The organism is Streptomyces sp. NPDC048565, from assembly GCF_040650935.1.
In the GTDB taxonomy this organism is placed as follows: domain Bacteria; phylum Actinomycetota; class Actinomycetes; order Streptomycetales; family Streptomycetaceae; genus Streptomyces.
This window is the reverse complement of sequence record NZ_JBEZIH010000039.1, coordinates 41,939-67,898: the sequence shown is the minus strand read 5'-3', so window position 1 is coordinate 67,898 and position 25,960 is coordinate 41,939. Positions and strand designations below refer to the sequence as shown.

The 25,960-nt window shown below is 72.8% G+C and carries 2 protein-coding genes; both read left to right on the top strand.

The window, feature by feature from the left end; all coding sequences use genetic code 11:
* The first annotated feature begins 9 nt into the window (after positions 1-9).
* On the top strand, positions 10-7,572 hold the full coding sequence (locus AB0C75_RS33495) for a type I polyketide synthase (RefSeq protein WP_362895906.1): 7,563 nt from the start codon (positions 10-12) through the stop codon (positions 7,570-7,572).
* Positions 7,569-25,958 carry a type I polyketide synthase gene (locus AB0C75_RS33490; RefSeq protein WP_362895904.1) on the top strand — a complete coding sequence of 6,130 codons (18,390 nt, stop codon included), beginning with the start codon at positions 7,569-7,571 and terminating at the stop codon, positions 25,956-25,958. Before AB0C75_RS33495 ends, AB0C75_RS33490 begins: the two co-directional genes overlap by 4 nt.
* The last annotated feature ends 2 nt before the right edge of the window (positions 25,959-25,960 follow it).

Sequence of the window (25,960 nt, the reverse complement as noted above, 5' to 3'; positions counted from 1 at the left end):
GGGGTGGCGGTGGACTGGCAGGAGTTGTTCGCCGGGACCGGTGCCCGCCACACCGAACTGCCCACCTACGCCTTCCAACGCCGACACTACTGGCTGGAACCCACCTCCTTCCCGCACACCGACCTCGCCGCCGTCGGTCTGGAGCCGGTCGAACACCCCTTCCTGCGCGCCGAGATGCCGCTGGGCGACGACGGTGCGCTCGTACTGACCGGCCGACTGTCCGTGAACCAGCAACCATGGTTGGCCGACCACGTGGTGCTGGGCACTGCGATCCTTCCTGGAACCGGATTTGTGGCCCTGGCCCTGCACGCCGCGCGGCGAACCGGCGCAGGCCGGGTGGAAGAGCTCGTCGTGCGCGCCCCCCTGGTCGTGCCGGAGCACGGCGACACCCAGCTCCAAGTGGTGATCGACGCACCGGACGGCACCGGTCGCCGGGCGCTGCGTGTGCTGTCCCGAACAGCAGGCACCGCCGGGAACGGCACCTGGACCCGGCACGCCGAAGGCACCCTGGCCCCACCTGCAGGGCCCCCGCCGGCCGGATCGGCGTCCGGAACCTGGAACGGTGAGACCGGCCCCGACACACAGCCGATCGCCATCGCCACCGCATACGCGGAACTCACCCGCCGGGGATACGACTACGGGCCGGCGTTCCGAGGACTGCAGGCCGTGCGGCGCGGCGACGGCGAGGTGTTCGCCGACATCGTCCTGGGCGAGGCGGCGGGACACAGCGGCCCGGTGTTCGACCTGCATCCCATCCTCCTGGACGCCGCCGTCCAGGCCGCGCTGACAGGCCTGTTCGGGACCGCGGACGAGACACTGGTGCCGTTCGCGTGGAGTGGTGTCACCGTGCACACCGCGGCCCCGCCGGCCCTGCGGGCCCGCGTCTCGAGGACCGGCACCGACTCGGTGGCCATCGTGCTCACCGACCCCGAAGGCAACCCGGTCGCGTCCGTCGACTCGCTGGTGCTGCGGCCCGCGCCCGACACTCCACGCACTCCGCCGACGGATCACAGCGAGGCGGCGCTGTTCCGGTTGTCGTGGCTGCCGAAGGAGGTCGGCGCCCACCCCGGCACCGGCCACTGGGCGATGGTGGGGGAGGACCCGCACGACCTCGGTGCCGAGCTGACGGGTGACAGCTCACCGCTCGACCGGTACTCGGATCTCTCCGCACTGCGGACCGCGACGGCGGCGGGAGCCCCGACGCCGTCCACCGTGATCACCGTGGTCCCCCCGGCCGACGCCACGGACGTCAGCGGCGCGCACCGCATCCTGCGACCGGTACAGGACTGGCTGGCCGACGAGACGACGGCCGACGTGCCACTGGTCGTCGTCACCACCGGTGCCGTCGACACGGGGAACAACGGGCGCATCGATCCCGACAACGCGCCGGTCTGGGGTCTGCTGCGCGCCGCGCAGTCCGAACACCCCGGCCGTATGGTCCTCGTCGACGTGGCGCCGGGCAGCGAGGGGGCCCGACAGCTCGCCGCCGCGGTGGCCACGGGGGAGCCGCAGTTGGCTCTGTCCGCCGAGGGCGTTCGCGTTCCGCGCCTCACACGCCTGCCCGTGGATCCCGGCTCACCCCCCGCCGCCGAGAAGCCGATACCCGAGCACGGAACCGTGCTGCTGACCGGGGCGTTCGGCCGGCTCGGCCTGCTGCTCGCGCGGCACCTGGCCACCGAGCACGGAGTGACGGACATGCTGCTGGTCGGCAGGAGCGGCCCCGTCACACCCGAGGCGCGCGCCCTGGTGGCCGAGCTGACCGCGCTGGGTGTGGACGTACGGGCCGAAGCCTGCGATGTCGCCGACCGTGCCGAACTCGCCGCGCTGCTTCGCGGACTGCCTGCCGATCGCCCCCTCACCGCCGTGATCCACACGGCCGGCGTGCTCGACGACGGCGTGTTCACCGAGCTGAGTCCGCAGCGCCTCGACGCGGTCATGGGCCCGAAGGCGGTGGCGGCGAAGAACCTGCACGAGCTCACCGCCGACATGCCGCTGTCGGCGTTCGTGCTGTACTCCTCCGTCTCGGGCCTGATCGGCGCGGCGGGCCAGGCCAACTACGCCGCCGCCAACACCTACCTCGACGCGCTCGCCCACCATCGTGCCCGGCTCGGACTCCCGGCGACGTCGCTGGCGTGGGGACTGTGGGATCAGCGGGGTGGTATGGCAGCGGCGCTCGGTGCCGGCGACCTCAACCGGATGGCTCGCTCCGGAATAGCGACGCTGTCCGAAACCGAGGGCCTCGCACTCTTCGACGCTGCTCTTCGGCGGAGCGAGCCGCTGCTCGTGCCCCTGCGGCTGGACACCGCCTCCGCCAAGGACGGCGGGAACGTGCACCCACTGCTCCGCGAACTGGTCACGAGCGCGCCGCACCCGGCCCGCCCGGCGGCCGTACCGGGCCGTCCGGACGGTCCGCGCCGTGCCGGCGAGGACACGACGTCCCAGCCCGGACGACTGCTGGAGCTGGTGCGCGCGGAGGCGGAGCGAGTACTCGGTTACGACGGGCGGGACTCGATCGGTGCCGACCGCACCTTCAAGGAATTCGGACTCGACTCGCTCACCGCCGTCGAGCTGCGCAACCGGCTCAACGCGATCACGGGATCGCGCCTGGGGGCCACGGCCGTGTTCGACCACCCGACCCCACGGGCCCTTGCCGACCACCTGTCCGGCGAACTCGCCCCGAGCGGTGGGACAGCGGACAGGACCGGTTCGCCTGTTGCCGATCCCGGTGATCCTGTGGTGATCGTCGGGATGGCCTGCCGTTATCCGGGTGGGGTGTCTTCTCCGGAGGATCTGTGGTCGTTGGTGGTCGAGGGCCGGGAGGGGATCACTGGTTTTCCGGAGTCGCGTGGCTGGGATGTGGAGGGTCTGTATCACGCGGATCCGGATCATCCGGGGACGACGTATGCGCGTGGTGGCGGGTTCCTGCATGACGCGGGTGAGTTCGATGCAGGGTTCTTCGGTATCTCGCCCCGTGAGGCGACGGCGATGGATCCGCAGCAGCGGTTGCTGCTGGAGGTCGCCTGGGAGGCTTTCGAACGTGCGGGTATCGACGCCGACTCCCTGCGCGGCAGCAGGACCGGGGTGTTCTCCGGTGTCATGTACCACGACTACGCGCCGACAGTGGACCTGGTCCCGGACCAGCTCAGCGGAGCGGTTCTGACCGGTAGCGCGGGCAGCGTGCTCTCGGGGCGGGTGGCGTACCAGTTCGGCCTGGAGGGGCCCGCCGTTTCGGTCGACACCGCGTGTTCGTCGTCCCTGGTGACACTCCATCTGGCCGCACAGGCACTGCGGTCGGGTGAGTGCTCGCTCGCGCTGGCCGGCGGGGTCACGGTGATGTCCACCCCGATGACGTTCGTCGACCTGGGTCACCAGCGCGCCCTGTCCCCGGACGGCCGGTGCCGCGCGTTCGGCGCGGGCGCGGACGGCACCGGCTGGGCCGAGGGCGTCGGCCTCGTGGTGCTCGAGCGGTTGTCGGACGCACGCCGACAGGGCCACCAGGTACTCGCGGTGCTCAAGGGCTCCTCGGTGAACTCCGACGGCGCGTCGAACGGCCTGACCGCCCCGAACGGTCCGTCGCAGCAGCGGGTGATCCGCCAGGCGCTGGCCTCGGCCGGTCTGTCCGCGTCGGACGTCGATGTGGTCGAAGGGCACGGCACCGGCACGAAGCTCGGCGACCCGATCGAAGCCCAGGCGCTGCTGGCCACCTACGGCCAGGACCGCGAAACCCCGCTGTGGCTGGGTTCGCTGAAGTCGAACATCGGGCACACCCAGGCCGCCGCCGGGGTCGGCGGCGTCATCAAGATGGTCATGGCGATGCGGCACGGCGTCCTGCCGCGGACGTTGCACGCCGAGCAGCCCTCGCCGTTCATCGACTGGTCGCAGGGAGCCGTCGCCCTGCTCGACCGGAACCACGACTGGCCGAGGACCGGCCGGCCCCGCCGTGCCGGCGTCTCCTCGTTCGGCATCAGCGGCACGAACGCGCACGTCATCCTTGAGCGGGCGCCGGAGCCGGCAGCCGGGCAGTCGGACGCCGGGCAGTCGGAGGCCGTGACGCGGCTCGGAGTCTCCGCCTTCCCGGTGTCCGGCCGGGGAGCGGCGGCGCTGGCCGGCCAGGCGGCCCGGTTGCGGGCCGCGCTGGCCGACTCGCCGGACACCGGCGTGGCCGGGTTCGGCGCGGCACTGACCAACGGCGGGGCCACGCACTCCCACCGAGCTGTGGTGATCGCGGAGGACCGCCAGGAGTTGCTGGCCGGCCTCGACGCGATCGCGGCGGGACGGCCGGAGAACTCGGCCCTGGTGGTCGCGGGAGCCGGTGAGACCGACGACGACGGCCCGGTCTTCGTGTTCCCTGGGCAGGGGGGCCAGTGGCTCGGGATGGGCATCGAGCTGTGGAGGAGCAGTCCGACGTTCGCGGAGCTCATGCGGACCTGCGACGAGGCGCTGGCGCCCTGGGTCGACTGGGACGGGTTCTCGCTGTGGGACGTGCTCGCCGGGGTGCCAGGTGCGCCGAGCCTCGACCGGGACGACGTCGTCCAGCCGGCACTGTTCGCGGTCGGGGTCTCCTTGTCCCGGCTGTGGGCATCACTCGGCGTTCGGCCGTCGGCTGTCGTCGGGCATTCCCAGGGAGAGTTCGCTGCTGCCGTGGCGGCGGAGGCGTTGTCGCTGACCGAAGGCGCGCGCGTCGTGTCCCTGCGATCTCGGGTGCTCCGACGCATGGCGACGCGAGGCGGCATGGGCTGGGTAAACCGATCGGTGGACGAGGTGCACGAACGCCTGGCCGGTTATCCCGCGCTCGGCGTCGCCGCGGTGAACGGACCGATGTCCACGGTTGTCTCCGGGGCCACCGACGAACTCGATCAACTTCTGTCGGTCTGGGAGTCGGAGGGAGCGCGGGTGCGGCGCGTACCGATCAACTACGGGTCGCATTCGGCGCTGGTGGAGGTCATCCGGGCTGAGCTGTCCGACACACTGGGTGCGGTCGAGTGCTCACCCGGCACGGTTCCGTTCTACTCGACGGTGACCGGCTCGTTGCTCGACGGCCGGGAACTCGACGCCGACTACTGGTACCGGAACCTGCGCGAGACGGTGCGTTTCGCGGAGGCGGTCGACCAGCTGTTCAGCGACGGACACCGGTCCTTCCACGAAGTGGGCGCTCACCCGGTACTCCTCAATTCGATACAGGAACTCGCCGAGGCCAAGGGGACGCCGGTCACGACGACCGGAACGCTCCGCCGCGGCCACGGCGGCGCGCGGGAGTTCCTGCGCAACGCCGCCGAGGCGTTCGTGGGTGGCGTCGACGTCCGGTGGTCCGGCCTGTTCCCCTCGGGCCGGCAGCCGGTGCAACTGCCCACCTACGCCTTCCAGCACACCCATTACTGGATCGAGACGCTGCCCAGCCGCTCGTCCCGCGGCACCGAAGTCGACAGCCGGTTCTGGAGGATGGTCGACCAGGGCGACCTCGACGGACTGACCACGGTGCTCGCCCTCTCCGACGACACCGGCCGGTCCTCGCTGGGCACCGTGCTCCCGGCCCTGTCGTCGTGGCGTGAGCGCAGCCGGCAGCAGGCGACGCTGGCCGGCTGGCAGTACCGCGTCGCCTGGCGCCCCACCGAAGGATCCGGCCGACCGCTCACCGGCCGTTGGCTGGTCGTGGTGCCGGCCGACATCGCCGAGCCGGCGTGGCTCGGGCAGGTCATCGCAGCACTGAGCGCCCGAGGGGCGCAGGTCGGCCGGATCGGTGTCCCCCGAGCGGCGGACGCCGAGGCGATCCGCCACGAACTCGTCACGGCGCTGGACGGCGAACCGGCCGGGGGCATCCTGTCGTTGCTGGCGATGGACACAGCCGGGGACACCGAGGCCGTATCCGTACCGGTCGGCCTGAGCGGCACGCTCGCGCTGGTGCGGTCGGTGAGCGGGCTCGGCCTGTCGACCCCGATCTGGTCCGTGACCCAGGACGCGGTCGCCGTCCGGCCGGGAGACGCCGTCACCCAGCCACGGCAGGCCGCACTGTGGGGGTTCGCCCGGCACGCGGGCCTGGAGCAACCCGAGTCGTGGGGCGGCGTCGTCGACCTGCCACGCGAGGCCGGCCCAGCGGACCTGGCGGCGCTGGCCGGGGCGCTCCTGGACCACGAGAGCGAGCTGGCCGTGCGAGGCGGCGCGGTGTTCTGCCGCCGGCTTACCCGGGTCACCGCACCCCCACCCGCGCCCCGGACGGACCAGCCGCTCGAGCGCAGCGCCCTGATCACCGGCGGCACCGGAGCTCTCGGGGCGGAGGCAGCGCGCTGGCTCGTCCGGCGCGGCGCTCGACACCTGGTACTGGCCAGCCGTCGCGGCCCTGCCGCACCCGGCGCCGCCGAGCTCGCCGCCGAACTGACCGAACAGGGTGCCTCGGTGTCGGTGGTCGCCTGCGATGTGGCCGACCGGGCACAGCTCGCCGACCTGCTGGCCAACTGGCCGGTCGAACATCCCCTGACCACGGTCGTGCACACGGCGGGCGTCCTCGACGACGGCGTCATCGACCGGCTCACCCCGGAACGCTTCGACCGGGTGTTCCGCCCCAAGGTGGCCGCCGCCTGGCACCTGCACGAGCTCACCAGGGACCGAGACCTCGTCGACTTCGTCCTGTTCTCGTCGTTCGTCGGCACGGTCGGCCCGGCCGGCCAGGCCAACTACGCCGCCGCGAACAGCTCGCTGGACGCACTGGCCGCACACCGCAGGGCTCTCGGTCTGACCGGGACCTCCATCGCCTGGGGACTCTGGCAAGGCCCAGGGATCGCCGACCGCGACGGAGCGCAGCACCAGCTGGCGGCACGCGGCCTGCGCGCGATGGACCCGCGCGACGCCGTCCAGGCCATGGGCCAGGTGATCGACCGCGACGAGACGGCCGTGGTCGTGGTGGACGTCGAGTGGTCCTCGTTCCACGCCGAACTTGTCGGCACTCGGTCGATGTCACTCCTCACCGAGCTGCTCGATGCGGGGGAGGGCGACGACCCCGCGGGGCCGGCGGACGGAGCGGCCGGCACCGGTGTGCGCGAGCGCCTCGCCGGCCTGCCCGCCACCGAGCGGACATATGCGATCACCGACCTCGTCCGGGCCACGGTGGCGGCCGTACTCGGGCACACCGACGTCAACTCGGTCGAGTCAGGGCGCAGTTTCCAGGAAACCGGTTTCGACTCGCTCACCGCCTTGCGGTTCCGGAACCGGCTCGGCGTGGCGACCGGCTTGCAGCTGCCCGCCACGCTGATCTTCGACTACCCGACGCCCGCCTCGGTCACGGAACTGGTGTACGCCGAGCTGTTCGGCGAGGACACCGGCGCCCACGGGAGCGAGACCGGTGAGGGCGTCGACGACACAGGGCTGAAGAAGATCATTGACCGCATTCCGATCGCCTCGCTGAGGCAGGCCGGGCTGGTGGACGCCTTGCTCCGGTTGGCCGAGACCGCGCCCGGGGACGAGCCGGCCGACAGCGCCGGCCCCACGACCGCGATCGACTCGATGGACATGGCTGATCTCATACGCGCCGCATACGGCCAAGCCGACGCGAGCGACCGAGCGGAGGGGCCGACCTCATGACCACCCCGTCCATGAACGAGCTCGTTGACGCACTGCGCAACGCACTCAAGGACAACGAGCGAATCCGGCAGCGGCTCGGCGACGTCGAGGCACAGAACCGGGAGCCGATCGCCGTCGTCGGCATGGCCTGCCGCTACCCGGGCGACGCCGACAGCCCCGAAGCCCTGTGGCAGCTCGTGGCCGACGGTACCGACGCGGTGTCCGGCTTCCCGACGGACCGCGGCTGGAACCTGGACGAGCTCTACGACCCCGACCCCCGGAAGGTGGGTCGGACGTACTCCCGGGGCGGCGGTTTCCTGCGGGCGCAGGACCAGTTCGACCACGAGTTCTTCTCCATCCCCCCGCGGGAAGCGACCGTGATGGACCCGCACCAACGGCTGCTCCTGGAGACCTCGTGGGAAGCTTTCGAACGAGCCGGGATCAGCGCCGACGAGGTACGAGGAAGCCAGACCGGCGTGTACGTCGGCGTCAGCTACCAGGACCACATCTCGCTGCGCACCGTGCCGTCGGCCTACGAGGGCTACGTGCTGACCGGCAACATCGCCAGCGTCGTCTCCGGACGGCTGTCCTACGCGTTCGGTCTGCAGGGGCCCGCGGTCACCGTGGACACGGCGTGCTCCTCCTCGCTGGTCGCGCTGCACCTGGCCGCTCAGGCGCTGCGCTCGCAGGAGTGCTCGCTCGCCCTGGTCGGCGGGGCGACGATCATGTCGGGCCCGGCTTCGCTGATCGAGTTCGCCCGGCAGCGCGGCATCGCCCCGGACGGCCGGTGCAAGGCATTCAGTGACGACGCCGACGGCATGGGCTGGGCGGAAGGCGTCGGCGTGCTCGTGGTCGAGCGGCTGTCCGACGCCCGGCGCAACGGCCACCAGGTGCTGGCCCTCGTGACAGGCTCCGCCCTCAACCAGGACGGCGCCTCCAACGGCCTCACCGCGCCGAACGGCGCGGCCCAGCGCCAGGTGATCCGGGCCGCGCTGGCCAACGCCGGTGTGGCCTCGACCGACATCGACGCGGTCGAGGCGCACGGCACCGGCACCAGGCTGGGCGACCCGATCGAGGCCCGGGCCCTGCTGGACACCTACGGCCAGGATCGAACGGCGGACTCGCCGTTGTGGATCGGATCGCTGAAGTCGAACATCGGACACTCGCAGGCGGCGGCCGGCGTCGGCGGCGTGATCAAGATGATCATGGCCATGCGCCAAGGGGAGCTGCCCAGAACGCTGCACGCCCAGCGGCCGACCTCCCACGTGGACTGGTCGGCGGGCACGGTCCGGCTGCTCACCGACCAGCGGCAGTGGCCCGACCGGGGCCGTCCCCGGCGTGTAGCGGTGTCGTCGTTCGGGATCAGCGGGACCAACGCGCACGTCATCCTGGAGCAGGCTCCCGATGACCCGGCCGAGGCCGCGTCCGCGCCGACGGGGCGGGCCCGCACCGGTCCGTGGCCGTTCGTGGTGACCGGCCGGGGCACCGCCGCGCTGCGCGGTCAGGCCGAGCAGCTGTGCTCCTTCGTCGAACGCCACCCGGAGCTGGAGCCGGCCGACGTCGGACGAAGCCTGGTCACCACCCGCGCCGTGCTGGCCGACCGTGCCGTGGTGGTCGCCGAGGACAGGGCGGCCCTGCTGGCCGGCCTGTCCGCGCTGGCCGCCGGCACGGACAGTCCCGCGGTGCACGTCGATCGGGGGAGGGAAGGCCGCCTGGCGATGGTCTTCACCGGCCAGGGTGCCCAGCGCGCCGGAATGGGGCGTGAACTGGCGGCGCGGTACCCGGTGTTCGACGCGGCGCTGGACGAGGTCTGCGGAGTGGTCGACGAACTACTGGGCCGATCCCTGCGTGAGCTGATGTGGGAGGACGGTCCACTGCTGGACCGCACCGAATTCGCCCAGCCGTCGCTGTTCTGCTTCGAGGTCGCGCTGTTCCGGCTCGTCCAGTCGTGGGGTATCCGGCCCGAGTTCGTCGCCGGTCACTCGATCGGCGAGATCAGCGCCGCGCACGTGGCCGGCGTGCTGTCCCTCGCCGACGCCGGCCGCATGGTGGTGGCACGCGGCCGGTTGATGCAGGCGCTGCCCGACGGCGGTGTCATGGTCGCGGTGAACGCTGCCCCGGACGTGGTGGCCCCGCTGGTCGCGGCCGCGGACGGGGTGTCCGTGGCCGCGGTGAACAGCCCTGACTCGGTCGTGGTGTCCGGTGCGGAGGAACCGGTGGCAGAGGTCGTGGCCCAGTTGGCCGCGGCCGGGCACCGGACCCGTCGGCTCACGAGCAGCCACGCCTTCCACTCACCACTGATGGACCCGGTGCTCGACGACTTCCGGGCCGTCGTCGCCGGACTCGCCTTCGGCGCGCCCGACATCCCGGTGGTGTCCACCCTCACCGGTGCCTTGGCCGACGCGGCCACGCTCGGCGAGCCCGAGTACTGGGTCCGGCAGGCACGCGAGCAGGTGCGCTTCGCCGACGGGGTGGCCGCCCTGCACGAACGAGGCGTCACCCGCTTCCTGGAGCTGGGACCGGACGCGGTGCTCTCGCCCATGGTCCGGGAATGCCTGCCCACCGAACAGCGGGTGACGGCGGTGGCCGCCTCCCGCCGTGACCGGCCCGAGGCCGTCGCCCTGCTCGACGCGGTCGGTCGCCTCTTCACCGGCGGCGGCGAGGTGAGCTGGGCGGCGCTGTTCCCCGACGAGAACCGGCGGGTCGACCTGCCGACCTACGCCTTCCAGAGGCACCGGCACTGGCTGCCGCGCGACGGCTCCGTCGCGCCGGCTCCCCCTTCGGCCGACACGCCCGAGCCGGGCACCGACGCCCGGGTCACGGACGTGCTGGCCGTCGTGGACCAGCGCCGCGTCGTGAACGATCTGCTGCGGACCTCGGTCACCCTGGTACTGGGCCTCGACTCGCCGGCCGATGTCGACCTCGAGAGCACCTTCCAGGATCTGGGCTTCAGCTCCCTCGCGGCGGTGGAGCTGCGGGACCGGCTGAACGCGGCACTCGATCTCGGGCTGGCCGGCACCGTGGCCTTCGACTACCCCACCCCCGCGGCCCTTGCGGCGCACCTGGTCGGACTGGTGACCGGCGGGACCGACGAGGAACCCGGCACGGCCGCCCCCCGTGCCGGGTTCGCCGACGACCCGATCGTCGTGGTCGGCATGGCCTGCCGCTACCCGGGCGGAGTCGGCTCGCCGGAGCAGCTGTGGGACCTGGTGGACAGCGGGCGCGACGCGGTGTCGGGGCTGCCGGCCGACCGAGGCTGGGACCTCGACACCCTGCTGCACCCGGACTCGGCGCGTCAGGGCGCCACCCACGTGCGCGGCGGTGGCTTCCTCGACGACGTGGCGCAGTTCGACGCGGGGTTCTTCGGGATCTCGCCGCGCGAGGCGGCCTCGATGGACCCGCAGCAGCGGCTGTTGCTGGAACTGACCTGGGAAGCGCTGGAGCGGGCCGGGATCGACCCGAAGTCGGTGCGGGGCAGCCAGACCGGTGTGTTCGCCGGCACCAGTGACCAGGACTACGCGGACCTGCTCCGCGGCAGCGCCGAGCTGGCCGACGGCTATCTGCTCACCGGGACTTCCGCCGCGGTGCTCGCCGGGCGGGTCTCCTACCAGTTCGGCCTGGAAGGGCCGGCGCTGACGGTCGACACGGCCTGCTCGTCCTCACTGGTGGCGATGCACCTGGCCGCACAGGCACTGCGCTCCGGGGAGTGCGCACTGGCACTGGCCGGCGGGGCCACCGTCATGTCGACCCCGGTCGACCTGCAGGAGTTCGACAAGCAGGGACTGTCCGCCGACGGTCGCTGCAAGGCGTACGGCGCGGGCGCCGACGGGACCGGCTTCGCCGAGGGCGCCGGCCTGCTGGTGCTGGAGCGGCTTTCCGATGCCCGCCGCAACGGCCACTCCGTGCTGGCCGTGCTCCGCGGTTCGGCGATCAACCAGGACGGTGCCTCCAACGGCCTCACCGCGCCCAACGGCCTTGCCCAGCAGCGGGTCCTTCGACAGGCACTGGTCAACGCCGGCGTGCGCCCCGAGGAGGTGGACGCGGTGGACGGGCACGGCACCGGCACGGTGCTCGGCGACCCCATCGAGATCAAGGCGCTGCAGGCCGTGTACGGCCGGCACCGAGGCGAGGGCGAGCCCCTCTGGCTGGGCTCGCTCAAGTCCAACATCGGCCACTCCCAGGCAGCGGCCGGTGTCGGCAGCGTCATCAAGATGATCATGGCGATCCGGCACGGTGTGCTGCCGGAGACCCTGCACGCGGACCGGCCCTCGGAGCACATCGACTGGGAGAGCGGAACGGTCCGGCTGCTCGGGGACACCCGGCCGTGGCCGGCGACCGGGCGTCCCCGACGGGCAGCGGTGTCGTCGTTCGGGGCGAGCGGGACCAACGCTCACGTCATCGTGGAGCAGGCTCCGGACACTGAACCCGAAGCCGCACCGGCGGACCGGTCCTGCCCGCCGCGGCTACTGCCGCTGCTGCTCAGCGGCCGCGGCGAAACCGCGCTGCGCGGCCAGGCGGCGCGGCTTCGCGAACACCTCCTGACACTCGAGGCCACCGGCCCGGCGGAACTGGCCGACGTCGCGTTCTCACTGGCCGGCACCCGCTCCTCGCTGGATCACCGGGCCGTGGTGCTCGGCACCGACCTCGCCGAACTCCTATCCGGACTGGACGACCTGGTGGCCGGCACCACCCCGGTCACCGGACCCGTCAGCTCCGGCAACACCGATCCGGTGTTCGTGTTCCCCGGGCAGGGCGGGCAGTACACCGGGATGGCCCTGCGGCTGTGGGACTCCTCGCCGGTCTTCGCCGCGTCCATGGCGGAGTGCGAGGCGGCGCTCGCACCGTACGTGGACTGGCACGGCCACACCCTGCGCGATCTTCTGGCAGGCGTGGACGGCGTGGACGGCGTGGACCCCGAACACGCCGAGCAGGTCCAGCCGATGCTGTTCGCGGTCATGGTCTCGCTCGCCCGGTTGTGGATCTCCCGAGGGGTGGTGCCCTCCGCGATCATCGCGCACTCCGTGGGAGAGGTCGCGGCCGCGCACATCGCCGGCATCCTCACCCTCGCCGACGCGGCCCGGGTCCTGACCGCGCGGGCGCGCGTGTCCGGCCAGGTGACCGGGTACGCCACGCTCTGGGTCGGACTGCCGGCCGAGCAGGTGCGCGACCGGGTCGCACAACTGACCGACGTACATGTCAGCGTGGTCAACAGTCCGCGATCGGTCGTCGTGACCGGTCCGCTCGACCGGGTCGCTACGCTGCGGACCGAGTACGAGGCCGCCGGTGTCCGCGCGCGTCCCATCCCGATGGACTACCCGACGCACTCCCCGGACATGGCGGTGGTCGAGGACGAACTCCTCGCGCTCCTGAGCCACATCCGCCCGGCCACCGCCTCGGTGCCGTACTACTCCACGACGTTCGCCCGCCGGGTGGAGGGCGACGAACTCGACGCCCGGTACTGGTTCACCAACCTCGTGCAGCCGGTACGGTTCCACGACACCGCCGCCGTGCTGCTGGCCGACGGGCACCGCGTGCTGCTGGAGGTGGCCCCGCACCCGCTGCTGGCTCCCGCGATCGAGGAGACCGCCGAGGAGCACGGCGTCGAGGCGACCGTGCTGACGACCCTCCGCCGCGGCGGGAGCGACCCGGAGATGTTCCTGCGATCGGCGGCTGCCGCGTGGCGGGCCGGGCTCACCGTGGACTGGTCCGCGGCCTTCGCCGGCACCGGGGCGCGCCGGGTCGACCTGCCGACCTACGCCTTCCAGCGGCAGCGCTACTGGCCGACTGCGCCGGCGTCCGCGCCCGGCGACCTGGCCGCCGGCGGCCTCGAACAGGTCGATCACCCCCTGCTCGGGGCGAAAATGACTCTGGCGGGTGACGCCGGCTTCCTGTTCACCAGCCGGTTCTCGCTGCACGCTCACCCGTGGCTCGTCGACCACGCGCTTTTCGACCGGCCGTTGCTGCCCGGCACGGCGTTCCTCGAGCTGGCGATCCGCGCAGCCGATGAGGCGGGCCTCGGCCGGCTGGAGGAGCTGACCATCGAGGCACCCCTGGTCCTGCCGAGCCGGCACGACGTGCTGGTCCAGGTGCTCGTCGGGGCACTCGAAGGCGACGGTCGGCGCACGGTCGAGGTCTACTCCCGGCCGGCGGAACCCGGCGAGTCCGTAGGCGCCTCGTGGACACGGCACGCGTGGGGGAGCGCGGTGCCCGGCGACAGCCCGGAGCCCGAGCCGGAGCCGTGGCCGACAGACGTGACCTGGCCGCCGGCGGGGGCGACGGAACTGGACGTCGCCGGATCGTACGAGCGGCTCAGCGCGCTCGGGTACCACTACGGCTCCGCCTTCACCGGCCTGCGCCGGGCCTGGCGGGTGGGTGACCAGGTCTTCGCCGAGGCGGAGCTGCCCGAGGGACTCGCGGCCGATGCGGTGCGATTCGGGCTGCACCCGGCCCTGATGGACACCGGTCAGCACAGCCTGGCGATGGACCAGCTCGACTCGCCGACAGCCGACCCGGACAACCCCGGCGTGCGAGCGCCGTTCTTGTGGTCCGGGGTGCGGCTGCTCGCCTCGGGTGCCACGGCACTGCGGTTCGTGTTCTCCCCGACAGGGCCGTCCTCGTGGTCGGTGGACGGGTTCGACACCACCGGTCGCCCGGTACTGAGGGTGGACTCACTGGTCGCCCGGGAGGTTTCCGCCGAGCAGCTGCGCGATGTCGACACCGCACACCGCGACGCGCTGTTCGAGCTCGGCTGGGTGCAGTGCGGACCGGCCGAGGCCGGTCCGGGGACGAGCGCCGAAGGACCGGTCGGCTGGGTGGTGCCGCCCTCTCCGGCGAGGACCGAGCCGTCGGAGGACGAGCACACGGCCGACGCGTGGTCCCACCCCGACCTGGCCGCGCTCGGCGCGGCGGTGGACGGCGGCGCGCCGCTGCCCGAACTAGTGGTGCTGCGTGTTCCCGGCCGCCGTGCACCCGAGTCGACGGTCGACTCGGTGCACACCGCGGTGAACGGCACGCTGCGGGTGCTGCAGGACTGGATCGCCGATACCCGGTGGGAGCGGTCGCGCCTGGTGGTGGTGACCGACGGCGGACTCGTGGGTGCGGCGGTCGGCGGTCTGGTGCGCTCCGCGCAGTCGGAGAACCCGGAGCGGGTGGTTCTCGTCGAGCAGGCGCTCGCCGATCCGGAGCCGGCCGGGGCGCGGCCGGTGGAGGCCCTCGCCCGCGCCGCGGTCGAATCGGGTGAACCGGAGGTGTCGGTCCGCGACGGACGGCTGTGGTCGCCCCGTCTGAACAGGGTCGCCGCCGAGGCGCTCCCGGAGCCCGCCGGGCCGGCGCCGGACGAGCGGTCTTCGGTGTGGGGCACGGGAACCGTGCTGCTGACCGGGGCGTCCGGCGTGTTGGCCGGGTTGGTGGCCGAGCACCTCGTGACCGGGTGCGGGGTGCGACGGCTGGTGCTGGTGTCGCGCCGGGGGCCGGCCGCTCCGCACGCCGATGAACTGGTCGAGCGGCTGACCGAGGCGGGTGCCTCGGTGCGGATGGTCGCGTGCGACCTCGCCGTTCGCCAGGAGGTGACGGACCTCGTCGGCTCGGTGCCGCCGGAGTTCCCGCTCAGCGCCGTGGTGCACTGCGCGGGCGTGCTCGACGACGCGACCGTGGGCTCACTGACCCCCGACCGGGTCGATGCGGTTCTCCGGCCCAAGGTGGACGGCGCCTGGCACCTGCACGAGGCCACCCAGGACGCCGAGCTGTCGGCGTTCGTGCTGTTCTCCTCGGCCGCGTCCGCGTTCGGCGCCGCCGGCCAGGCGAACTACGCGGCGGCCAACGCGTTCTGCGACGAACTGGCCGAGCACCGGCGCGGGCTCGGCCTACCGGCGGTGTCGATCGGCTGGGGATGGTGGGCCGAGGCCAGCGGGATGGGCAGCCACCTCGGAACCCAGGACCGGGCCCGGATGGCCCGCACCGGCATCCGCCCGGTGGACAACGACTTCGGTCTCACCCTGTTCGACGCGGCCGCCCGCCGACAGGGCCGGATCATCGCCGCCCCGTTCGACCTCGCCGGCCTGACCACCGCGGCCACGGTCCCGGGACTGCTGCGCGGACTGGTACGCCGCCCGGCACGGAGGGTCGTCGAACCTCTGACCGGTGGAACCGGACCTCGCGAGAGCCTGGCGGCACTGGAGCCGGCCGAACGCGACCAGGCCGTCGCCGAACTGGTGCGCACCCATGCCGCGGCCGTACTCGGGCACTCCACGAGCAACGCCATCGACGATCGGCAGCCCTTCACCGCTCTGGGGTTCGACTCACTGACCGCGGTGGAACTGCGCAACCGGCTCAACACGGCCACCGGGCTGCGGCTGCCGGCGACACTGATCTTCGACTACCCCTCCCCGACCGCCCTGACCGAGTTCGTACGGGGCGAGATCGGCGGCGGGCCGGCCGCGCCGTCCCGCCCGACCGTCAGCGCGACCGTGGCCAGGACCGGAGACGACCCGATCGCGATCGTGGGCATGGCCTGCCGCTTCCCCGGCGGGGTGAACTCGCCCGACGAACTCTGGGACGTCGTCGCCGAGGGCCGGGACGTGATCGACGCCTTTCCCACCGACCGGGGCTGGAACCTCGCCGAGCTCTACCACCCGGACCCCGACCATCCCGGGACCACCTACACCCGAGAGGGCGGCTTCCTGTACGACGCCGACCAGTTCGACCCCGAGTTCTTCGGCATCTCGCCACGCGAGGCAATCACGATCGACCCACAGCAGCGGCTGTTGCTGGAAACGGCCTGGGAGTCCCTCGAGAACGCCGGCGTCGACCCCTCCACTCTGCGCGGCGGCCCGACCGGCGTGTTCGTCGGGCTGATGTATCACGACTACGGCTCGCGGCTGCACACCAAGCCCGAGGAGCTCGAGGGCTACCTGGGCAACGGCAGCGCGGGGAGCATCGCCTCGGGCCGGGTCGCCTACGAGTTCGGCTTCGAGGGCCCCGCCGTGACCGTGGACACGGCGTGCTCGTCATCGCTGGTCAGCATGCACCTGGCGGCGCAGGCACTGCGGTCGGGGGAGTGCTCGCTCGCACTGGCCGGCGGCGTGACCGTGATGGCGACGCCCGACCTGTACGTGGAGTACAGCCGACTGCGCGCGAACGCCGCGGACGGCCGGTGCCGGGCGTACGGCGCGGACGCGGACGGCACCGGCTGGTCCGAGGGCGCGGGCCTGGTGGTGCTGGAGCGGCTGTCCGACGCGCGGCGCAACGGACACCAGGTGCTGGCACTGCTGGCCGGCTCTGCGCTGAACCAGGACGGCGCGTCGAACGGGCTCACCGCCCCCAACGGCCCGTCCCAGCAACGGGTGATCCGCCAGGCCCTGGCCGGCGCCGGACTGTCCGCCTCCGACGTGGACATCGTCGAGGGACACGGCACGGGGACCCGGCTGGGCGATCCGATCGAGGCCCAGGCGCTGCTGGCCACCTACGGCAGCGAGCACACCGAGGACGCACCGCTCTGGCTGGGGTCGATCAAGTCGAACATCGGCCACACGCAGGCGGCGGCGGGTATCGCCGGCACGATCAAGATGATCATGGCGATGCGGCACGGGATCATGCCCAAGACCCTGTACGCGGAGACCCCGTCGCCGCAGGTCGACTGGTCGTCGGGCGCGGTCGCGCTGCTCGACCGCGCCCGGGAGTGGCCGGACCGTGGCCGGCCCCGCCGGGTGGGGGTGTCCTCCTTCGGCGTCAGCGGGACCAACGCACACGTCATCCTGGAACAGCCCCCGGCCGAGTTCACCGCCCCGGCCCCGCCTCCCGCGGCGGCCCTGCCTCCCGAGGCGCCCCTGCCGGTGTGGCCGCTCGTGCTGACGGCTCGCGGGCCCGCGGCCCTGCGGGGCCAGGCGGATCGACTGCGCTCCTCCCTGCGCGACCGGCCCGACGTGGCGTTGGCGGACGTCGCCTACTCCCTGGTGGCCGACCGGACCGGCCACGACCACCGTGCGGTACTGCTCGCCTCCGACCGCGCGCAGGCCCTGGAGCGGCTGGCGGAATACGCACGCGGGGGCGACGGAACCGGGGCCGTCGCCGATGTGGCCCGGCGGGGCCCGCTGGCGATGGTGTTCACCGGTCAGGGCGCGCAGCACCCCGGCATGGGCTCGGAACTGCACCGGCGATTCCCGGTCTTCGCGGCCGCGTTGGACCAGGTGTGCGAACAACTGGATCCTGCCGTCCGGGAGGCCGTCCTCGGCGATGGGGAGGATCGGCTCGACGCCACGGAGATCGCCCAACCGGCGCTCTTCGCGGTCGAGGTCGCGCTGTTCCGGCTGTTCGAGTCCTGGGGTGTCCGGCCGGATCACCTCACCGGTCATTCGGTGGGCGAGATCGCCGCGGCGCACGTCGCCGGCGTGCTGTCGCTGCCGGATGCGTGCCGGCTGGTGTCGGAGCGTGGCCGGCTGATGGCGCGGCTCGACCCGGGCGGTGTGATGGTCTCGGTGACCGCCGGCGAACAGGTGGTCGCCCCGCTGGTCGCGCAGTACGCCGAATCGGTGTCGATCGCGGCGGTCAACACCCCGGGTTCGGTGGTGCTCTCGGGGCTCGAGCCGGCCGTCACCGAGATCGTGCGGCGCCTGACCGAGAACGGATACCGCACGAAACAGCTCGTCGTCAGCCACGCGTTCCATTCGCCGCTCATGGACCCCGTACTCGACGAGTTCCGGGCCCTGGTCCGCGGCCTGGCGTTCCAGCCGCCCCGCATCCCGATGGCGCGCGGCGAGGAGGTCACGGACCCGGAGTACTGGGTGCGGCACGTGCGCGACACGGTGCGGTTCGCCGACACGGTGTCCGAACTGCACGGCGCCGGCGTCACCCGGTTCCTCGAGATCGGCCCCGACGCGCCGCTCACCGGCGCGATCCGCGAGTGCCTCGACGCGCCGGACGTCGTCGCAGTCCCCAGCCTGCGCCGGCACCGCGACGACACCGACACGGTGCTCACCGCACTCGGCACGTTGTTCGCCGCCGGAGTGGCTGTCGACTGGTCCGCCCTGTTCGACGGCACCGGAGCTCGCCACACCCCGCTTCCCACGTACGCGTTCCAGCACCAGCGGTACTGGCTCGACAACGCCGAGCCGCCCGCCGATCTCGCCGCGGTGGGCCTCGACCCGCTCGACCACCCACTGCTGTTGGCCGGCGTGGAGTTCGCCGGCGGCGAGGCCGTGCTGCTGACCGGCCGGCTGGCGCCGCAGACCCAGCCCTGGCTGCGGGAGCACGTGCTGTTCGATCAGGCCCTGCTGCCCGGCACAGCCTTCGTGGACGTGGCACTACGGGCGGCCGAGCAGGTCGGCTGCACCGTGCTCGACGAGCTGACGATCGAGGCGCCCCTGCTGATCGCCGCGGCGGGCTCGGCCGCGCTGCAGATTCTGGTGGAGGCAGCCGACGAGGAGGGCCGCCGGAAGATCACGATCTCCGCCCGCCCCGACGGCGACGCCTCCTGGACACGGCACGCCACCGGGACGGTGTCCGGCACGGGGAGCCTGCCGGAACCCGATCCGCTCACAGAATGGCCGCCGCCGGGAGCCGACACCGTCGACGTCGACGGCGCGTACGACCTGTTCGCCGAGGCGGGCCACGACTACGGGCCGACGTTCCAGGGGCTGGTGGCCTGCTGGCGGCGCGGTGCGGAGCTCTACACCGAGGTGGCGCTGCCGCCGGGCGGCACCGACACCGAGCGCTTCGGCGTGCACCCGGCGTTGCTGGACGCCGGTCTGCACGGCGGCGTGCTCCGGGCCCTCACCTCCGACACCCCCCAGGGCCTGGTGCCGTTCTCCTGGGCCGGAGCGCGGCTGTTCGCCTCGGGCGCCACCACGCTGCGCATCCGGGTCAGGCCGGTGGCCACCGGCACGGTCGCCCTGGACGCCTTCGACGACACCGGCGCCCCCGTCTTCAGTGTGGCGGCGTTGTCCTCCCGCTCGGTGTCCGCCGACCAGCTCCGCGCCGCCGCCTCCCGCGACGACTCGCTGTTCGAGATCGGCTGGGTCGAGTGCGGCCGGGTCGACGACACCGCGCCCCGCTCCACGGCCACCGTGCTGGACGGCCCGCTCGAGCTCGCGGAACTGATGTCAGGGCGGGACGAGGCAGCCGAGGTTCCGGCCCTCGTGGCGGTGTCGGTACCGGGGGAGGGTCCCGCCGTCCCCGCCGACGTCCACGCGGCGGTGAACGGCGTGCTGCGCTCCGTGCAGACGTGGCTGGCCGATCCCGCCTGGGAGTCCTCGCGACTGGTGGTGGCGACGACCGACAGCCTGACCGGCGCGGCAGTGCGGGGCCTGCTGCGCTCGGCACAGTCGGAGAACCCCGACCGCATTGTCCTCGTCGAGGGTGACGCCGACGCGACCACCACCGCGGCGCTGCACGCGGCCGCGGAATCGGGTGAGCCGGAGGTCTCGGTGCGCGGCGGCGTGCTCCGGGCCCCGCGGCTGGCCCGCCTGATCACCACCGACCCCGCGCAGGCCACCTCGTGGTCGGCCGGAACCGTACTGATCACCGGTGCCTCGGGTGTGCTCGCAGGACACGTGGCCCGATACCTCGTCACCGACCACCACGCGCGACAGGTGTTGCTGACCTCCCGACAGGGCGACAACTCGCCCCGGACCGTCCGGCTCGCCGCCGAGTTGGCGGAGCTCGGTGCCGCGGTGCGCGTCGTCGCCTGCGATGTCGCCGACGCCGAGCAGGTCGCGGCCCTGGTGCGCTCGGTGGAGCCCGAGTTCCCGCTCACCGCGGTGCTGCACTGCGCCGGAGTGCTGGACGACGGCGTGTTCGACTCCCTGACCCCCGACCGGGTCGACGCGGTGCTGGCACCCAAGGTCGACGGTGCCTGGCACCTGCACGAACTGACCCGGGAACTGGACCTCTCCGCGTTCGTGCTGTTCTCCTCCTCCGCCACGGCCTTCGGAGCACCGGGCCAGGCCAACTACGCCGCCGCCAACGCCTTCCTCGACGCACTGGCCGTCGAGCGGCACCGGCAGGGCCTCCCCGCGGTCTCGATCAGCTGGGGCTGGTGGGGCGAGAACAGCGGAATGACCGAGAACCTCAGCGAGACCGACGTGGCCCGCATGGGGCGGGGCGGGATGCTGCCGATGGAGACCGCCCAGGGCCTCGAACTGCTGGGCAGAGCAGCAGATCTGGCTCGCCCGAACGTGATGGCGGCCCGCCTCGACCTGGCCGCTGTGCGGTCGGCCGGCGCGGTGCCCGCCCTGCTGCGGGGCCTGGTACGGCGTCCGGCCCGGCGCGCGGCATCATCGGCGGTGGCGGAACTGGAGGCGGTGCGACTGGCCGGTTCCTCCACGGCCGACCAGATGAAGGCCATCGGCGAACTGGTGCGCGAGCAGGTCGCCGCCGTGCTCGGCCACCCGAGCGGCGCCTCGGTCGACATGACCCGCGCCTTCCACGACGTCGGGTTCGACTCGCTCACCGCGGTCGAACTGCGCAACCGGCTCAACACGGCCACCGGGCTGCGACTGCCGGCGACGCTGGTGTTCGACCACCCCACCCCCGAGGCGCTGGCCGCGTTCGTCAGGTCCGAGCTGGTGGGCGACGAGGCCGACACCGTCGACGTAACTCCGGCCGGGCCCATGACCGCGATCGGCGACGACCCGATCGTGATCGTCGGCATGGCCTGCCGCTACCCGGGCGAGGCGAACTCGCCGGACGAACTGTGGAGGCTCGTGGCCGATGGCCGCGACGGGATCACCGCCTTCCCGGCCGACCGCGGCTGGGATCTGGCCGGCCTCTACGACCCGGATCCCGACCAGGTCGGCACGACGTATTCCCAGGGAGGCGGGTTCCTCGACCGCCTGGCCGAGTTCGACTCCGACTTCTTCGGCATCTCACCGCGTGAGGCCATCGCCATCGACCCACAGCAGCGGTTGTTGCTGGAGACCGCCTGGGAGTCGTTCGAGAACGCCGGCATCGTCCCCTCCGTCCTGCGCGGCGGCCCGGTCGGGGTGTTCGTGGGCGCGAACGGGAGCGACTACCCCGCACTGCTGACCCGCGACTCCGGTGACTTCGGCGGGCGGGTGCTGACCGGCAACGCGGCCAGCATCATCTCCGGGCGATTGTCCTACGAGTTCGGATTCGAGGGGCCGTCCGTCTCCATCGACACGGCGTGTTCGTCCTCGCTCGTGGCCATGCACCTGGCGGCCCAGGCACTGCGCTCCGGCGAGTGCTCGCTGGCGCTGGCCGGCGGGGTCGCCACGATGGCCACCCCCGCCATGTTCGTGGAGATGGCGCGGCAGCGGGGCCTGTCCCCCGACGGCCGGTGCCGGGCCTTCAGCGCCGGAGCGGACGGCACCGGTTGGGCCGAAGGCGTGGGCCTGCTCGTACTGGAGCGACTCTCCGAGGCCCGTCGCAACCACCATCGCGTGCTGGCTGTCCTGGCCGGCTCGGCGGTCAACCAGGACGGCGCCTCCAACGGCCTCACCGCGCCCAACGGCCCGTCGCAGCAACGGGTCATCCGCGCCGCGCTGGCCAATGCCGGCCTGTCGGCGAGCCAGGTCGACGCGGTGGAGGGACACGGCACCGGGACCCGGCTCGGCGATCCCATCGAGGCACAGGCCCTGCTTGCCACCTACGGACGCGAACACGAGCCCGACACTCCGCTGTGGCTGGGTTCGATCAAATCGAACATCGGGCATTCGCAAGCCGCCGCGGGCGCCGCCGGAACCATCAAGATGATCATGGCGATGCAGCACGGCCTGCTGCCCCGCACGCTCCACGCCGAGACCCCGTCCCATGAGGTCGATTGGTCCTCCGGCAGGGTGGCACTGCTGGACCGGGCCCGTGACTGGCCCGAACAGGGCGGTCCGCGGCGGGCGGGCGTGTCCGCGTTCAGCCTCAGCGGAACCAACGCACACATCATCCTGGAACAACCGCCCGAGGAATTCCGCACCCCGCCGACGCCGCCGGCCCCGCACGAGGGCTCCGCGATCAGGCGGCCGCAGCCGGTGGTGCTGTCGGCCCGGGGGCCGGCCGCCCTGCACGCCCAGGCGGCGCGCCTCCACACCCACCTGACCGACCGGCCCGAACTGACGCTGGCCGACGTCGCGCGGTCGCTGGTGACCGACCGCGCGACGCACGATCACAGGGCGGTGGTGCTCGCTGCCGACCGTGACCAACTACGCGAGCGACTCGCGGCGTTCGCCGGCGACACCACCGCACCTGGCGCGGAGGCCACCGGTGTGGCCGGCAGTGGCGGTCTGGCCGTCGTCTTCACCGGCCAAGGGTCACAACGAGGTGGGATGGGCCGGGAGCTCCACCGCGACTTCCCGGTTTTCGCCGCGGCGTTCGACGAGGTGTGCGCGGCTTCGGACCCGTCACTGCGGGACATGATCTTCGATGAGGACGAGACCCGGCTGAACACCACCGAGTTCGCCCAGCCCGCGCTGTTCGCGATCGAAGTGGCCCTCTTCAGGCTGTTCGAGTCCTGGGGCATCCGGCCCGACTTCGTCACCGGCCATTCCGTCGGCGAGATCGCCGCCGCCCACGTGTCGGGCGTGCTGTCGCTGACCGATGCCTGCGCGTTGGTCACCGCGCGGGCCCGGCTCATGCAGGGGCTCGCACCGGGCGGGATCATGATGTCCGTCGACGCCGGTGAGGACGTGGTGGCCCCGTTGGTGACCGAGCAGGGCGCCGGGGTGTCGATCGCCGCGGTCAACACCCCGGAATCGGTGGTCGTCTCCGGCACCGAACCCGCCGTCAGCGAGATAGGACAACGCCTCCGCGACGCCGGACACCGCACGAAGCAGCTGGCTGTCAGCCACGCGTTCCACTCCCCGCTCATGGACCCCATGCTCGCGGAATTCCGGGCCGCGCTCGACGGCCTGGAGTTCCGGGCACCGCGGATACCGATGACCAGCAGCGAAGTGGCCACCCCCGAGTACTGGGTCCAGCACGTCCGGAACACGGTGCGGTTCGCCGACACGGTCTCCGAACTCCGGGCCTGCGGGGCGACCCGCTTCCTGGAACTGGGGCCGGACGCGACCCTGACCGGTCTGGTCCGCGAATGCGTGACCGGCGAGGATATCGTCGCCGTGCCGAGCCTCCGGCGAGGCCGTCCCGAGACCGAATCCGTGCTCGCCGGACTGGGCACCCTGTTCGCCACCGGGACCGAGGTCGACTGGCCGGCCCTGTTCCCCGCGGCAGGCGCGGACCGGACCCCGCTGCCGACGTACGCGTTCCAACACACGCACTACTGGCCGGACACGCCGCAGACACCGGCCACGGCACCGGCTGCCCCGGACGCCGTGGACAGCCGGTTCTGGGGACTGGTGGAACAGGGCGACCTCGACGCGCTGAGCGCCGAGCTGGACACCGAGGAACGGGACGGCCTCGGCGCCGTGCTGCCGGCACTGACCCGGTGGCGCCTCGGCCGGCGTGAGAAGACGGTGGTGGACGGCTGGCGGTACCGGTTGAGCTGGCGACCGGTGCCGACCCGGCCCGACGGCACGCTCACCGGCACCTGGTTGCTGGTGGTGCCCGCCGGCCACCGCGACGATGCCTGGGTCGCGGCGATCGAAGCGGCGATGGCCGCCGCCGGGGCCGAGATCCGCGGCCTGGAGGTCGGCGAGCACCAGGTGGACCGGGCCGCGCTGGCGACCCGGCTCGGCGAGCCCCCGCTCGCAGGGGTGGTCTCGCTGCTGGCGGTGGAGCAGTCCCGCGTCCCCGGACACCCCGGGGTGCCAATCGGTCTGGCCGCCACGGTGAGCCTGGTCCAGGCGCTGGAGGACCGCGAGATCGACGCGCCCCTGTGGTGCCTCACCCAGGGCGCGGTGAACGTCGTCCCCGGCGACGGACTCGATCATCCTGACCAAGCCCTGCTGTGGGGCTTCGGACGGACCCTCGCACTGGAGCACCCCGACCGCTGGGGCGGTCTGGTCGACCTGCCGGCCACCCCCGACGACGCCTGCGTGGCCGGGCTGATCCGCCTGCTGGGCGACGGCGGCACCGGGGAGCAGGCAGCGCTGCGGGACGGCGCCGTTCTGGGCGGCCGGCTGGTCCGCGCCGACCCGGATGAGCCGCCGCGCCGGAAATGGCGGCCGTCGGGCAGCGTGCTGGTCACCGGAGGCCTCACCGGCCTGGGCGCCCGCACCGCGCGCTGGCTGGCCGAGCAGGGGGCGCCTCACCTCGTGCTCACCTCCCGCCGGGGCCGGGAAGCGCCGGGCGCCGTCGAACTCGAAGCCGACCTCACCGCCCTGGGGTCCTCGGTGACCATCGCCGCCTGCGACGTCGCCGACCGGGGCGAGGTGGAGGCCCTGCTTGCGGACCTTCCCCACGACCTGCCGTTGACCGCCGTGTTCCACAGCGCGGGGGTGGCCAACGACGGCGTCATCACCGAGTTGACTCTCGACAGGCTGGACAACGTGCTACGGCCCAAGGTGGAGGGAGCGTGGAACCTCCACGAGCTGACCCAGGACCTGGACCTCTCGGCCTTCGTACTGTTCTCCTCGGCCGCCGGCCTCATCGGCTCACCCGGCCAGTCGCACTACGCGGCAGGGAACGCCTTCCTCAACGCCCTGGCCCACCACCGGCGGGCGCGCGGTCTGCCGGCCACGACGATCGGCTGGGGCCTGCTGGCCGGCGGAGGCATGGCCGACGACACCGGCGCGACCGACCGGGCGAGCCGGCGAGGTCTGCACCCGATGGACCCCGTCCAGTCACTGGCCGGACTGCGGCGAGCACTGGACCACGACGAGACCTACATCGCCATGACACACGTGGACTGGACCCGGTTCATCAAGGCGACCGCAGGCACCGTCAAGTGCACGGTCATCAGTGACCTGCCCGAATACCGGGCGGCCTTCCCGGTGGCCGCCACGGGGGATCGGCTCGCCGAGCCGGACGGCGGGTCCCGTTCCTGGGCGCGGCTGAACGCTCTGGGCGGCCCCGAACGTGACGCCGGGCTACTGGAGTTGGTGCAGGCGCAGGTGGCGGAGGTGCTCGGCCACGGCTCGGCCGAGGCCCTGTCGCCGGCCAAGGCGTTCGTCGAGATGGGCTTCGACTCCCTCGCCGCGGTCGAACTGCGCAACCGGCTCAACACGGCCACCGGGCTGCGGCTGCCGGCGACCCTCACCTACGACCACCCGACCCTGCTGGCGCTCCGCGACCACCTGCGGACGGCGATGTTCGGCGCGGACGCCGACCAGGCCGAGTCCGCGCTGGCCGAGCTCGACCGGCTGGAGGAGATGCTCTCGGCCGTGACGGCGGACGACGGCATCGACGAGGCGGCCAGGAACCAGGTGCTGCGGCGAGTCCAGAAGATGGCCGCCGCGCTCGCCGGTCAAGGCGGCCGGTCCGAACAGAGCCGGCTCATCGAGAGCGCCGACGACAACGAACTCTTCGACTTCATCAATCGAGAACTGGGCGGTCCCAGCCAGTGAAC

What these genes read in the sequence shown, in the direction of transcription:
- AB0C75_RS33490 (WP_362895904.1), top strand. Translation starts at nt 7,569, where the DNA reads ATGACCACCCCGTCCATGAACGAGCTCGTTGACGCACTGCGCAACGCA.